Source organism: Lacticaseibacillus zeae DSM 20178 = KCTC 3804 (assembly GCF_000260435.1).
GTDB classification, from domain to species: domain Bacteria; phylum Bacillota; class Bacilli; order Lactobacillales; family Lactobacillaceae; genus Lacticaseibacillus; species Lacticaseibacillus zeae.
On the sequence record NZ_BACQ01000036.1, the window covers coordinates 38,889 to 54,294 of the forward strand.

Annotated in this window: 5 protein-coding genes; 2 read left to right on the top strand and 3 right to left on the bottom strand. The window is 48.4% G+C overall.

Translation table 11 applies throughout. The features are described 5' to 3' along the window. Window positions 1-4: 4 nt before the first annotated feature. The gene (locus tag GSO_RS07865; protein WP_010490858.1) at window positions 5-1,399 is read right to left on the bottom strand and encodes an MFS transporter; all 1,395 of its coding nucleotides are present in this window, start codon (window positions 1,397-1,399) and stop codon (window positions 5-7) included. 129 nt (window positions 1,400-1,528) lie between these two features. On the opposite strand from GSO_RS07865, the gene GSO_RS07870 reads away from it, so the two are divergent. Further along, window positions 1,529-1,972: a MarR family winged helix-turn-helix transcriptional regulator gene (locus GSO_RS07870; protein WP_010490859.1), complete on the top strand. Its 444-nt coding sequence runs from the start codon at window positions 1,529-1,531 to the stop codon at window positions 1,970-1,972. Window positions 1,973-2,179: 207 nt separating this feature from the next. After that, window positions 2,180-2,497: a YxeA family protein gene (locus GSO_RS07875; RefSeq protein WP_010490860.1), complete on the top strand. Its 318-nt coding sequence runs from the start codon at window positions 2,180-2,182 to the stop codon at window positions 2,495-2,497. Between the two features lie 113 nt (window positions 2,498-2,610). Here the strand turns inward: GSO_RS07875 and GSO_RS15770 are convergent, their stop codons facing one another. Both GSO_RS15770 and GSO_RS15775 read right to left on the bottom strand, forming a co-directional pair. Continuing rightward, window positions 2,611-8,049, bottom strand: a complete 5,439-nt coding sequence (locus GSO_RS15770; RefSeq protein WP_010490862.1) for a DUF1542 domain-containing protein — start codon at window positions 8,047-8,049, stop codon at window positions 2,611-2,613. Window positions 8,050-8,560: 511 nt separating this feature from the next. After that, entirely contained in the window at window positions 8,561-15,406 is a 6,846-nt protein-coding gene (locus GSO_RS15775; RefSeq protein ID WP_052308268.1) for a DUF1542 domain-containing protein, read from the bottom strand.

Consider the following 15,406-nt stretch of genomic DNA (forward strand, 5'->3'; position numbering starts at 1 on the left):
ACGATTAGGCATCGTGACTTGCGACCTGGTTTTGGGCATGTCTGGTTTTTAAGCCGATCGCAATTGCAATATCGCCAATGATGGCTAAGATCAGCAGGAACCAAAAGGCGTGCTGGGCGCCGATAGCTGTTGTATGGGCGGTGGCTGTCGGAACCTGCGCCAGTGCAACGATTAAAGAAACGCAGGCGGTACCCAGTGCGGCGGAAAACTGCTGCATGGTGTTGAAAATCGCATTGCCATCGGCTGTTTCCGTTTGAGTTAGCTGGGCCTGGCCGCTTGTCATGATGTTCCCCATGGCAAAGCCAGTGCCTAGCATTACCGCTGCATAACCTAACATCAAGATGACCGGCGTTGCGGTTAAGGCGGTGGCCAGTAACAACAGAATACCGACCAGTTGTAAGGCTAAGCCAATAAAAATCGGCTTGCCGGGGCCTAGATTGTCATACAACTTGCCGCTCATCGGTGCCATGCAAGCGCCTAATGCCGCACCGGGTAGCAGTAGCAAGCCTGCCGTAAATGAACTCGTATGGTTGACGAGTTGCAGGTAGTTCGGCAAGACAAAGGCAAAGCCGACGTTAATGATCTGAATGATAAGGAAGGTGACAACATGCCAGTCAAATGACCAGTTTTTCAACAAATGCAGATTGATTAAAGGCTCTTTGACATGCAATGACCGCCATGCATAGCCAACGAGCCCCAAGCCGGCAACCACACCGTAAATTGCAGCCTGGCCTGGCGCGTTTTCGATGCGATTAAGGCCTAAAATGGCGCCGGCAAAAAAGATCGTGATCAAGAGCCATGCGATAACGTCTAGATGAACATGGACCGGCTTGGTGACTTGCGTAATCGAAAACAGCCCGAGAAACAAGGCAATCACCATGACGACTAGCAGGAAAATAAAGATGAGATGCCAATTTAAATCCACCAAAACCCCGCCATAAGTTGGCCCGAGTGCTGGCGCAATGGCCGTTACCAACGTGCCAATGCCCATCAAAAACCCGATTTTATCCAGCGGAGCCTGTTCCAGAATAATATTGAACATTAAAGGTAAGGCAATCCCGGTGCCGCAGCCTTGAATCAGCCGACCAATCAGTAAAAGCGCAAAATCATTTGCAACACTACAAATGGCTAAGCCGAGGATGAAAAAAGCTGTTGCGGTTAAGAAAAGCTGCTTGGTGGTAAAGCGGCGTTTTAAAAATCCGGAAATAGGGACAATGATTGACACGACTAACAAATACCCAGTGGTTAGCCATTGAATCGTGCCTGTATTGACCTGAAATTGTTTCATTAAAGTCGGGAAGGTGACATTCATGGCGGTTTCGATGAGGACACCACAAAACGCCATGAGGCCAGTGGCGAGAATCGAGAGATACAATTTAGCTGATACTTTTCTTGTCATAAAAACCTCCGTTGTGTATAGTTCTATATAGAACTATATGCTACTATAGCGACTTATTTTTCTGAAAGCAAGTTATTTAAGCAGATGGCTGGTTTTGGACCAGCAGTAATTCAGATAATGGAGGATATAATGACTGATTCGATAGGTATCTTGGTCAAGAAACTGAATAACGATCTGCAACGATATGCAGATCGCGAGGCCAAGCAAATGGGATTGACGCAGGTACAGATGAGCATCATCGATTTTTTGGCACGCAACGATTCGCACCGCAGTCTTTACCAAACCGATGTTGAGCGGGAATTCAATATTCAAAAGTCATCGGCCACGGCACTGTTACAGCTTATGGAACGTAAAGCGCTGATTGTTCGAACGCCATCAAAAGAGGACGCCCGGTATAAAGCGATTCAGCTAACCCCTAAGGCGCAACATGATGCGGCGCATATTCGTGCGTACTTTGAACAGAATGATGCTTTTTTGCGGGAAGCTTTGGGGGGCAATGCGGATGTCGTGATGACGGCGCTAGTGCATCTGCAGCAGGTGATGGCAGGTAAGCTTGCGCAGGTGGACGGGTGATAATCTGAGAGTCGACAGACTGAAGATATCAAGAGGCCATTTTAAGCTAGATACTTCCTCTTCATTTTCATCTATGCAAGTAACGGGTCAAAAATTTGCAATTATCAATCAGCCATCCTAGAATTTGAGCAATAAGAAACTGAACCAAGTTTACCGCTATGGTGGTATTTTGCGATGGTTACTGATTGAAAAAGGGGGCAATGAAGAATGACGCGTACGAAGAAAATGCTAGTCGTTGTTGGCGCACTCATTGTTATGGGTGCAGTAGCGCTACTTTCAGTCCACAATGAATGGACGGATCGAATCAATCCGTTTATCAACGAAGAAACAAGTTATGCTAGGGTACCTTTGAAGACCCAGACCTATCAGGACGTTAAGATTTACTCGAAAACGGGCCAAAAGCTTTCTTATACGCTGAAGCATGTCAAAGGCTATGATGCCACGCAGCAATATGCTGCCATCCAACACAAAGGCCAGTATGTGAAGCATCTTTCGTACGTTGCTAAAGCGCCGTTTGTCGAGTGATTGAAACAGCGCCTTGAAATGAAACAAGCCCTCTGGTCGAGCGCCGATACGGCATCTCGATCAGGGGGCTTGTTGCGTTACTTATGGAGGATTTTCAGGTTACCTGACTTTTCTTAAGAACGTTTGCGTTTTTTTCCGGTCAGCGCGAAGCCGAACATGCTTAGGATGAACGCACCCAGGGCAGCTAAGCCGGTTGCTGGTTTATCGCCGGTTCTTGGCAATGAGGAGGTTGGCATTTGCGATGTTGACAGTGAGTGGGTTGTTGTTGGCCGTGGCGAAGTACTCATTGGATCTGGTTTAGGAGTGGGGGTTGGTGATTTTATTGTACCTGGCACGTACTGGGCGTCGATTTTCTTGATACCGTCAGCTAGTGCTGCATTTAAAGCGTCGGCGTTAACCGCTTTTGCAAGTGCATCCTTAGCCAGTGTTGCTTCGTGATCCACCTTAGCTTTCTGGTCGGTTTTTTCCGTATCGGTCAGCAACGGGTCGTTGTCGATTTGCTGTTTGACTTTAGCCGCTTCTTTGTCAACTTTGGTAGTAGCAGTCGAGCGTTGATCGGCTAAAGATTTGCCAGGTTGGTGCTGGGCGTCGATGTTAGCTTTGCCAGTTTCAAAAGCCTGATTAACTTCATCGGGGGTCGTGGCAGCGTCAATGGCGGCCTGGCCGCCTTTGCGTGCCTTGTCAACGTTTTCGGCTTGTTGTTGCTTTTCGGCCGTCGTCAGCGTCGGGTCGTTTTGGATGTCCTGCTTAACCTTGGCTGCTTCCTCATCCAGTGATTTCTTTTGGACGGTTTTTTGCTCATCGAGCGTTTTGCCCGGTTGATGGGCGTTATCGATGTTCACTTTGCCGGTTTCAAAAGCCTGGTTGATGTCGTCGGCATTGGTCGCGGCATCAATGGCAGCTTGACCATCTTTGCGCGCCTTGTCAACGTTATCGGCTTGTTGCTGCTTTTCAGTAGTCGTCAGCGTTGGGTCATTTTGGATGTCCTGCTTGACTTTGGCGGCTTCTTCATCAAGTGATTTCTTCTGGGCGGTCTTTTGATCATCAATCAGTTTGCCCGGCTGATGAGCGTTGTCGATGTTGGTTTTACCAGTGTCAAAGGCTTTGTTAATGTCGTCGGCGGTCGTGGCGGCGTCAATGGCGGCCTTGCCATCTGTTAATGCCTTGTCGACATTGGCACTTTGTTGCGTCTTTTCCGCGGCCGTGAGTGTCGGATCATTTTGAATGTCCTGATTAACTTTGGCTGCTTCTTCATCGAGCGCTTTCTTGCGAGCGGCCTGCTGCTCATCAATCGCGGTGCCCGGTTGATGAGCGTTGTCAATGTTGACTTTGCCGGTGTCAAACGCCTGGTTGATTTCGTCAGTGTTCGTAGCTGCGTCAATGGCTGCTTCACCGTCCTTGAATGCCTTATCGACATTTTCGGACTGTTGCTGCTTTTCGGCAGTCGTTAGCGTTGGATCATCTTTGATGTCCTGCTTCACTTTAGCAGCTTCATCGGCTAGTGACTTCTTTTGAGTAGCTTTTTGATCATCGATACTGGTGCCTGGTTGATGGGCGTTGTCGATGTTGATTTTGCCAGTGTCAAAGGCCTTGTTGATGTCATCAGCATTGGTGGCAGCGTCGATCGCGGCATTGCCATCTTTGAGGGCTTTGTCGACATTTTCCGTCTGTTGCTGTTTTTCCACGGCGGTCAAGGTCGGATCGTTTTGAATGTCCTGGTTAACTTTGGCCGCTTCCTCATCCAGAAGCTTCTTCTGGGCTTTCTTTTGATCTTCAACGGATTTGCCTGGTTGGTGAGCGTTGTCGATGTTGATTTTGCCGGTGTCGAAGGCCTTGTTGATGTCATCGGCATTGGTGGCGGCGTCAATGGCGGCCTCGCCGTCTTTGAGTGCTTGATCAACATTGGCGGCTTGCTGGTTCTTTTCCGCTGTCGTTAGGGTAGGGTCGTCTTGAATATCCTTTTTGACTTTGGTGGCTTCATCGACCAGTGACTTCTTTTGAGTGGCTTTTTGATCATCGAGACTGGTACCCGGTTGGTGAGCGTTGTCAATATTCGCTTTGCCGTTGTCGAAGGCTTGATTGATTTCGTCAGCATTCTTAGCCGCGTCAATAGCCGCTTCACCATCTTTGAGCGCTTGATCAACGTTTTCGCTTTGCTGCTGCTTTTCCGCGGTGGTCAGTGTCGGATCATCTTGAATGTCCTTTTTGACCTTGGCAGCTTCATCGACCAGTGACTTCTTTTGGGCGGCTTTCTGATCATCGATACTTGCACCCGGTTGATGCGCATTGTCGATATTGGCCTTGCCTGTGTCGAAAGCTTGATTGATTTCGTCCGCATTCTTGGCGGCGTCAATGGCGGCCTTACCATCTTTGAGCGCTTTATCAGCATTTTCAGTTTGTTGCTGCTTCTCAGCAGTGGTCAAGGTTGGATCGTCTTGAATCGCTTGCTTGACTTTAGTTGCTTCATCATCAAGTAGCTTCTTCTTAGCGTCTTTTTGGTCGTTGATGTCTGTGCCGGATTTGTGGGCTTGGTCAACGTTTTGCTTAGCATCCGTGAACGCTTTGTTGATCTCGTCCGTGTTGGTTCCGGCGTCAATCGCAGCACCGCCATCTTTGACCGCTTTATCCACCTCAGCAATTTGCTGGTTTTTCTCAGCTGTTGTCAACGTCGGGTCACCTTGAATCGCCTGTTTGACTTTCTCGCCTTCTTCTTCGAGAGCTTTCTTTTGATCCTTCTTTTGCTCATCAAGGGTTCGGCCCGGCTGATAGGCATTGTCGATATTCGTTTTGCCGTCTGAAAATGCCTGGTTGATGCTGTCGGCATCTTTGGCCGCGTCAATGGCGGCTTTGCCATCCTTCAGCGCCTTGTCAACGTCATCGGTTTGTTGCTTTTTCTCGACAGTGGTCAAGGTCGGATCGCCTTGAATATCCTTTTTAATTTTGGCGGCTTCATTGTCAAGCTCCGTTTTCTTGGCGTCCTTTTGATCATCAAGCGGTTTGCCGGGCTGATGGATCTTACCGATGGCGGTGATCGCGGTGTCTGCGGCAGTGTTGATGGCATCCGCATTGGTTGCGCCGTCAACAGCTGTTTTGCCGTTTTCGGCAGCTTTATCAACTGCATCAGTTTGCTGTTGTTTTTCAGCAGTTGTTAAAGTTGGGTCGTCTTGAATGGCCTTTTTTGCATCGGTTGCAGCATTGTCAATGGCCGTTTTCTTATCCTTTTTTTGGTCATCAAGCGATTTGCCCGGCTGATGCGCGTTATTGATGTTGGTAATCGCGGTTTCAGCCGCAGTGTTCACGTCATCGGCGTTGGTTGCGGTATCAATAGCATCTTTGCCGACCGTGGTGGCCTTATCAACCGCATCAATTTGCTGCTGCTTTTCGGCGTTTGTTAAGGTTGGGTCATCTTGAATGTCTTTTTTAACTTTAGTCGCGGCATTGTCAATAGCCGTCTTCATGGCGGCTTTTTGCGCATCAAGCGGGGTGCCGGGTTGGTAGGCCTTATCAATATCAGTGATACCGGCGTCAGCAGCGGTGATAATGGCATCAGCGGTTTTAGCGTCATTGATATTTTTTAAGCCGTCTGTCAGGGCCTGATCAACTGCCACAGTTTGTGCGGTCTTTTGCGCTTTTGTCAGCGTGACATCATCTTGAATCTTTTTCTTAACCGCAGTAGCTTCATCCGTCAGCCGTTTTCTTTGCGCGCTTTTCTGATCCTCGAGTGATTTGCCGGCTTGATGGGCGTTGTCAATGTTAGCTTGACTGGTTGTGGCTGCTTGGTTGATCGCATCAGCTGTGGCGGCGTTATCAATATCTTGGTTACCTTGATTAAACGCATCAGTGGCATTCTTAATTTGTGGTTTTTTCTGTGCGGTCGTCAAAGTGGGATCATTATTTATATCGTTAACGACTTGATTGTATTTGTCCTGCAAGGCTTTCTTTTGAGCCTTTTTCTGCTCTTCTAAGGAGAGGCCAGGCTGATGGGCTTTTTGAATATTGTCCAAGCCAGTGGCGGCAGCGGTATTGATGGCGTCAGCGGTATCGGCCTTATCAATCGCGTCTTTGCCAATGGTTAAGGCTGTGTCAACGTTATCGGTTTGGGCCTTCTTCTCGGCAGTCGTTAAGGTTGGATCGTTCTGAATGTCTTGTTTAACTTTTGTTGCCGCGGCTTCTAATGCCTGCTTTTTTGCGGTTTTTTGCTCATCAAGCGTGGCGCCGGGTTGATGGGCGTCGTCAATCGCTTTTTTGCCATTTAAAAATGCTTGGTCAATTTGGTCCGCATCAGTTGCTGCATCAATCACCGTGTTAGCACTGGTTAGCGCTGTGCCAGCCTGCTTTACTTGTTCGGTCTTCTGCGCAGAGGTCAGAGTGGGATCTTTGTTGATGTCAGCTACGATTTTGTCGTGCTCATCCTGTAACTGTTTCTTTTTATCAGCTTTTCGTTGATCTAGTGGTTGTCCGGGTTTATGCACGGCCTGGATCAGAGGTTTGTTGGTATCAAAAGCGTGAACTGCATCAGGCGTCGTGGTGGCGGCATCAATCGCATCCTGTCCGGTTTTGAGAGCAGTGTTAATGTCGGTGACTTGTTTTTCGCGTTCCGGAGTCGTTAACGTCGGGTCGGTATTCACTGCTGTTTTTTGAGTATCTGCTTCAGTTACTAATCGGTTTTTCAAATCAGTTTTAACCGCGTCCAGTCCTGGAGTGTACGTGAATGATTCAAAGTCGAACAGATGCTGATTGGACTTTTCGCCGGTTGAACCAATAATAAACATGGAGAGCTGATCGTTTTGAATATATGGCTTAGCATCAAATGAAAGTGATTTGTTGCCATAAGCAACCGTCAACCGCTTAGAATCGCCATCGTAAGCGACGAGCAATGGTAAATATTGGCCCTTTGGATCCTCGAGTTTTTGATAAAATTCGCCTTCTGCTCCTTCGATGCTTTTAACTTTACCCAGTGTGCCTACTGTTTGAATAACGCGCATCTGAGGATAGTCGGTTTCAACACCTGGGTCTTTGAAATAAGCACCAGTGTCTTCCTGGCCATTGTAATACTCGTCAAACTTGACCCCAAATGCATTCTTCAAGGTGCCGATGCCAAATGCGTTCCCGGCCTTACCGGTTACACCAGGGTCTGCATCAGCAAAGCCGAATGCAACGCCATCTGCCGCGTTAGCTTTGGTGCCAAGGTAAAGTCTGCCTTGAAATTTAAAACTTTTATTCATATCGATTCTCGTCTTTAACGCGGCAACTCCTATTTGGCCTGGTGCATCAGGGGTTAACTGAACCTGAAAACCTAATTGACCTGATGGATAGGCAATGGCGGAGCCTTGACTTGGATCCGTGCCTCCTCCCAATTGGAAAAAGTTCAAGAACTCATCAGGTTTAACAGTAGCGGTAATATCAGTCGGTGTGGTGTCCGCGTACACCGGTACAGCTTCAAAAATCTGCGGAATGGTGATAACCCCAAACGTTCCGAGTGAAATCGAAATCAAAGCGGTCACCCAGAACTTACCACTCTTGTAGCGTTTATAATGCACTTTACTTTCCATTTTTTCTACCCCTCATTAAAATTGTGATAATGCGTTGCTGTCTGTTTTTATACAAGTAGAATAGCACACATTATTTTTATATGGAAGCGCTTTATAATATAAAATATTATTAAGTAGTATATTTAGGAAACTATATTATGTGTAAATTCTCAAGCAGCTTATTTTGAAAAACTGATATATTATAAAATACTCACAAAAGATTCTATTAATGTACATAATGAATAACCATAATTGAATACTGATTAACTGAGTTGCTATAAAATAGCTACAAGAATTTGGATAATAGGCGATGTAAAGTTTTCAGAGTTGTTGCGAAAATTTGCAGCCATTCACTATAATGGCCAGTAGGCGAGGCATACATATTTCGTACGTTGCTAACGTGCCGTTTGTCGAGTGATTGAGGTAGTTACCTTGGAATAAAACAAGCCCTCTGGTCGAGCGCCGATACGGCATCTCGATCAGGGGGCTTGTTGCGTTACTTACGGAGGATTTTCAGGTTACCTGACTTTTCTTAAGAACGTTTGCGTTTTTTACCGGTCAGCGCGAAGCCGAACATGCTTAGGATGAAGGCACCCAGGGCAGCTAAGCCGGTTGCTGGTTTGTCGCCGGTTCGCGGCAATGGGGAGGTTGGTGTTTGCGTGGTTGACAGTGGCTTGGTCGGCGTCGGGCGTGGGTCAACCGTCATCGGTCCTGGTGCTGGATCGGGTGCGGGTGCTGGTGTTTTGCCTGGTACGTACTGGGCATCAATTTTCTTGATGCCATCAGCAAGTGCGGCATTTACAGCCTCCGCATCAGTTGCTTGCGCCAATGCTTCCTTCGCCAGTGCTGCTTCGCGATCCACGTTGGCTTTTTGCTCGGCCTTCTGTGTATCGGTCAGCAGTGGGTCGTTGTCGATTTGCTGTTTGACTTTGGCCGCTTCTTTGTCAATTTCGGCGGCTGCTGCCAAGCGTTGATCTGCCAACGATTTGCCAGGTTGATGCTGGGCGTCGATGTTAGCTTTGCCGGTTGCAAATGCCGTATTGACGCTGTCGGCATCCTGGGCTTGATCGATTGCCTTTTGACCGTCGACAAGCGCTTTATCAACATTTTCTGACTGCTGCTGCTTTTCGGCTGTCGTCAGGGTCGGGTCGGCTTGAATTTCCTCTTTAACTTTGGCGGCTTCATCGGCTAGGGATTGCTTCTGGGCCGTCTTTTGATCGTCAAGCGTTTTGCCCGGTTGGTGCGCCTTGTCGATATTGATCTTGCCGGTAGCAAACGCTTGGTTCGCTTCATCGGCATTGGTGGCGGCATCAATGGCAGCAGTGCCATCTTTGAGTGCCTTATCGACGTTTTCGGTTTGCTGCTTCTTTTCCGCGGCGGTCAGCGTCGGATCATTTTGAATGTCCTGCTTAACTTTAGCGGCTTCTTCATTAAGTGACTGCTTCTGCGCGGCTTTTTGTTCATCGATCGTTTTGCCTGGTTGATGGGCGTTGTCGATGTTGGTTTTGCCGGTATCAAACGCTTTGTTGATGTCATCAGCGTTCGTCGCCGCATCAATGGCTGCCTTGCCGTCTTTGAGAGCCTTGTCAACATCGGCAGTTTGTTGCTGCTTTTCAGCGGTCGTGAGTGTTGGGTCGTCAAGGATCGCCTGTTTAACTTTGGCAGCTTCCTCATCAAGGGCTTTCTTCCGAGCGGATTGCTGATCGCTCACAGCGGTGCCTGGCTGGTGGGCGTTGTCGATGTTGATTTTGCCAGTGCCAAACGCTTTGTTGATGTCATCGGCGTTCGTTGCCGCATCAATTGCCGCTTCGCCATCCTTGAGGGCTTTATCAACATTTTCTGACTGCTGTTGTTTTTCCGCGGTTGTGAGCGTTGCGTCATCTTGGATTTCCTGCTTAACTTTAGCGGCTTCATCGGCCAGTGACTTCTTTTGGGCTTCTTTTTGGCCATCGAGACTTGTGCCTGGCTGATGGGCGTTGTCGATGTTGGTTTTGCCGGTGCCAAAGGCCTGGTTGATGTCATCAGCATTGGTGGCAGCGTCAATCGCGGCGTTGCCATCTTTGAGTGCCTTGTCGACGTTTTCTGTTTGTTGCTGTTTCTCCACGGCCGTCAGCGTCGGATCATTTAGAATGTCCTGCTTAACTTTGGCAGCTTCCTCATCCAGCAGCTTCTTTTGGGCATTCTTTTGATCATTGATAGACTTACCCGGTTGATGAGCGTTGTCAATGTTGATTTTGCCGGTCTCAAACGCCTTGTTGATGTCATCGGCATTGGTGGCAGCGTCAATGACGGCTTCACCATCTTTGAACGCCTGGTCAACGTTGGCAGTTTGCTGGTTCTTCTCCGCTGTGGTCAAGGTTGGATCATCTTGAATCGCTTGTTTAACTTTGGCTGCTTCTTCAGCAAGTGACTTCTTCTGGGCTTCTTTTTGGTCATTGACTGCTGTGCCTGGCTTGTGAGCATTGTCGATGTTGATTTTGCCGGTGTTAAAGGCCTGGTTGACTTCATCAGCGGTGGTAGCAGCCTCGCCAGCTTTGAGAGCGTCAGCAACATCCTGTATCTGCTTTTGCTTTTCAGCAGTTGTCAAAGTTGGGTCGTTTTGAATTTCCTGGGTCACCTTGGCGGCCTCGTCGTTCAACGACTTCTTCTGGAGGGTTTGTTGTTCGTCAATCGTTTTGCCTGGTTGATGGGCATTATCGATATTGATCTTACCCGTGTTGAAGGCGTCATTGACTTCATCGGCGTTCTTAGCGGCGTCAATGGACGCTTCACCATCTTTGAGCGCTTGGTCAACATTGGCAGTTTGCTGATTCTTCTCCGCTGTGGTTAGGGTCGGATCGTCTTGGATTTCCTTTTTAACCTTGGCAGCTTCATCGGCCAGTGACTTCTTCTGGGCGGCCTTTTGATCATCGAGACTGGTACCCGGTTGGTGAGCGTTGTCAATGTTCACTTTGCCGGTATCGAAAGCTTGATTGATTTCGTCCGCATTCTTGGCCGCATCAATGGCAGCTTCGCCATCTTTGAGCGCCTTGTCCACATTGTCGCTTTGCTGCTGCTTTTCAGCGGTGGTGAGCGTCGGGTCGTCTTGAATTGCTTGTTTAACCTTGGCAGCTTCATCGGCCAGCGACTTCTTCTGGGCGGCTTTCTGATCATCGATACTTGCACCCGGTTGATGGGCGTTGTCGATGTTGGTTTTGCCGGTGTCGAAAGCTTGATTGATTTCGTCCGCATTCTTGGCCGCATCAATGGCCGCTTTGCCATCCTTGAGCGCTTTGTCGACATTATCGGTTTGCTGCTGCTTTTCGGCAGTCGTCAAAGTTGGATCATCTTGAATGGCTTGCTTGACTTTAGTTGCTTCATCATCAAGCAGCTTCTTCTGGGCATCCTTTTGATCATCGACAGCCGTGCCAGGTTTGTGGGCTTGGTCAATGTTATTCTTGGCATCCGTGAATGCCTTGTTGATCTCGTCAGCGTTTGTTCCGGCGTCAATCGTGTCTTTGCCATCCTTGACCGCTTTATCGACCTCGGCAATTTGCTGGTTTTTCTCAGCAGTCGTCAGGGTAGGGTCGTCTTGAATGGCTTGTTTAATCTTAGTAGCTTCGTCATCCAGGGCCTTCTTTTGATCATTCTTTTGGTCATCAAGTGTTTGCCCCGGCTGATGGGCGTTTTCGATCGTTGTCTTACCGTGTGAAAATGCCTGGTTGATGCTGTCGGCATCTTTGGCCGCATCAATCGCGTCTTTAGCATCTTTGAGTGCTTGGTCGACATTGGCGGTTTGCTGCTGCTTTTCAGCCGTCGTTAAGGTTGGGTCGTCTTGAATCGCTTTCTTGACGCTGGTTGCGATATCATCCAGGGCCTTCTTTTGATTGGCTTTTTGGTCATCAATTGAGGTGCCTGGCTGGTGAGCATTGTCGATGTTGGTTTTGCCGGTATTGAAGGCTTGATTGATTTCGTCAGCATTCATAGCATTGGTAATGGCCGCTGTTCCATTCTTCAACGCTTTGTCGACATTGTCGGTCTGTTGCTGCTTCTCGGCCGTTGTCAACGTCGGGTCGTCTTGAATCGCCTTTTTGACTGTGGCGGCTTCGTCTTCAAGCGCCTTCTTTTGGGCTGCTTTTTGATCGTCGAGCGTTTGGCCAGGTTGGTGGGCCGCGTCAATGGTGGTTTTGCCATCAGAAAATGCCTGGTTGACGCCATCCGCATTCGTCGCGGCATCAATCGTATCTTCAGCATCCTTTAGCGCCTTGTCAACGTCTGCTGTTTGTTGTTGTTTTTCAACCGTTGTCAGGGTTGGGTCATCCTGAATGGCTTTTTTGACAGCGGCAGCTTCGTCTTCAAGAGCTTTCTTTTGCGCAGCCTTTTGGTCTTCGAGCTTTTGGCCAGGCTGGTGGGTCGCATCAATGGCGGTTTTGCCATCAGAAAATGCCTGGTTGATGCTGTCGGCATCTTTGGCGGCGTCAATCGCATCTTTTGCATCCTTTAAAGCCTTATCAACATTGTCCGTCTGCTGCTGCTTCTGAGCAGTCGTCAAAGTTGGGTCATCCTGAATGGCTTTTTTGACGGCAGCAGCTTCTTCCTCAAGTTTCTTCTTTTGATCAGCCTTTTGGTCATCAAGCGAGGTACCCGGCTTGTGGGCGTTGTCGATGTTGGTTTTACCGGTGGCAGTGGCGGTGTTGATCTCGTCAGCGGTCGTGGCCTTATCAATGGCAGCTTCAGCGTCTTTTAGTGCGTTATCAACGTTGTCGGTCTGCTGTTGCTTTTCGACCGTCGTCAAAGTCGGGTCATTTTGAATGGCCTCTTTGACGGTCTGGGCTTCTTTTTTGAGTGCTTCTTTCTGTGCCTTTTTCTGGTCGTCAATTGAAGTGCCAGGTTGATAGGCATTGTCAATGTTGGTTTTAGCAGTGTCAGTGGCCGTGTTGATGTCATCGGCATTGGTGGCGGCATCAATTGCTTTCTTACCGGCGTCGAGGGCTTTGTCAACTGCACCAAGCTGTTTGTTCTTTTCATCGGTGGTCAACGTCGGGTCGCCTTGAATCGTGGTTTTGATCTTGGCAGCTTCATTGTCAAGTTCCGTTTTCTTTGCGTCCTTTTGTTCATCGATGGATTTCCCAGGCTGGTGGATTTTGCCGATATTGGTGATCGCGGTGTCACCTGTCGTGTTGATGTCATCCGCGTTGGTAGCGACGTCGACAGCCTTTTTACCGGCGTCAGCAGCTTTATCAACGGCATCGTTTTGCTGTTGCTTTTCAGCCATCGTTAAGGTTGGGTCGTCTTGAATGGCTTTTTTGGCATCGGTAGCAGCTTTATCAATGGCCGTCTTCTTGGCGTCTTTTTGGTCTTCGATGGATTTACCCGGCTGATGGGCCTGATTAATGGTGGTGATCGCCGTATCGGCAGCTTTGTTGACGTCATCCGCATTGGTAGCGGCGTCGATAGCTTTTTTACCGTCTGTGACCGCTTTGTCAACCACGGTGAGTTGCTGTTGCTTTTCAGCCGTGGTTAAGGTTGGATCGTCTTGAATGGCTTTTTTGGCAATAGCGGCCGCGTTATCAATCGCCGTTTTCTTGGCGGTTTTTTGGTCATCAAGGGGTGTGCCGGTTTGATAGACCTTATCAATAGCAGCAATTCCGTCATCGCCGGCTGCAATGATGCTGTCAGCGGTGGTCGCGTCATTGACGGCGTTTAAACCTTCTGTCAGTGCTTTATCAACGTTAGCGGTTTGTTGGTTTTTTTCCGCGGTTGTCAACGTGACATCGTCTTGAATCTTTTTCTTAACCGCAGCTGCTTCATTGTTCAGCCGTTGCCTCTGCGCGTTTTTTTGATCCTCGAGCGGTTTTCCGACTTTATGCGCATTGTCGATGTTTGCTTGGCTAACAGTCGCTGCCTGGTTGATCGCATCAGCTGTGGCGGCAGTGTCAATAGCGGCATTGCCATCGGTGAGGGCCTGATCCGCTTTAGTGATCTGCGTTTTCTTCTCGACCGCCGTCAATGTTGGATCTAGGGTAATGTCATTGACAACCTGATCGTGTTTAGCTTTTAACGCCTGCTTTTGGATGGTGCGCTGGTCAGCCAAGGACGGACCCGATTTGTGCGCATTTCTAATATTGGCTAAACCAGTATCCGCAGCGGCGTTGATCGTGTCAGCTGTTGTAGCCTTGTCGATGGCGGATTTGGCATCGGTCAAGGCCTTATCAACGGCGTCTGACTGTGTTTTCTTTTCGGCTGAGGTTAGGGTGGCGTCGTCTTGAATGGCTTTTTTTACTGTCGCTGCCTCGGTATCTAGTACTGCCTTTTTAGCGGTTCGTTGCGCATCAAGAGTAGCACCTGGCTTATGGGCGGCATCAATCGCAGCTTTTCCATTCGAAAATGCTGAGTCAACATTATCCGCATCAGTAGCAGCATCAACTTTTGTGTTGGCATCGATTAACGCTGCATCAGCATTTTGGATTTGCTGAGTCTTTTCTGCAGAGGTTAAAGTTGGATCTTTGTTGATGTCAGCTACGATTTTGTCATGCTCGGCCTGCAACTTTGTCTTTCTGTCCGCTTTTCGATCCGCTAGTGGTTGACCGGGCGTGTGTATAGCCTGGATGAGGGGCTTGTTGGTATCAAAAGCGTTAATCGCATCAGGTGTCTTGGTTGCAGCGTCGATCGCATCTTGTCCTGTTTTGAGAGCAACATCAATTTTGTCTGTTTGAATCTTACGATCGCCAGTTGTTAACGTTGGATCAGCGTTAACTGCTGCTTTTTGAGTGTTTGCTTCAGTGAGCAATCTGTTTTTAAGGTCAGATTTGACTGCGTTTAGCCCTGGGGTGTATTCAAATGATTCAAAATCGAACACATGTTGATTGAACGAGCCACCAGTTGAGCCAGTGAGAAACAAGGCTAACTGTTCGTTTTTGATGTACTCCTTTGCATTGAACGAAATGGTCTTTTTGTCGTACGTTACTGTCATTTGCTTAGTATCGCCATTATAAATGATCACGAGGTCAAAAAAATTGCCATCTGGGTTGGGGATGGTTTCATAGGCTACTCCCTTTTTCCCATCCACACTCAAGACTGTGCCCCACTGATCGTCAGTGGTTTGAACAAGGCGCATCTGAGGATAGTCGTTTTTAGTTCCAAGGTCTGCACCGGCATGGATGTCCCCAGTGCCATTATAATATTCATCGAATTTGACACCGAATGATCTGGCTATTCCCCCTATACCGAATGCGTTGCCAGCATACCCATATTTTCCTGGAGTAGTGTCCGCAAAACCAAAAGCGACCCCATCTGCACCAAATTCATTCTCACCTAAGTAAAGACGCCCTTTGAGCGTAAAACTTTGGGTCATATCGATTTTGGTTCGTAGTGAAACAATTCCAGTCTTAGCTCCCAA

Bases quoted from the DNA above. Each gene is read 5' to 3' on its own strand.
- GSO_RS07865 (WP_010490858.1), bottom strand. From the start codon at position 1,399: ATGACAAGAAAAGTATCAGCTAAATTGTATCTCTCGATTCTCGCCACT.
- GSO_RS07875 (WP_010490860.1), top strand. From the start codon at position 2,180: ATGACGCGTACGAAGAAAATGCTAGTCGTTGTTGGCGCACTCATTGTT.
- GSO_RS07870 (WP_010490859.1), top strand. From the start codon at position 1,529: ATGACTGATTCGATAGGTATCTTGGTCAAGAAACTGAATAACGATCTG.
- GSO_RS15770 (WP_010490862.1), bottom strand. From the start codon at position 8,049: ATGGAAAGTAAAGTGCATTATAAACGCTACAAGAGTGGTAAGTTCTGG.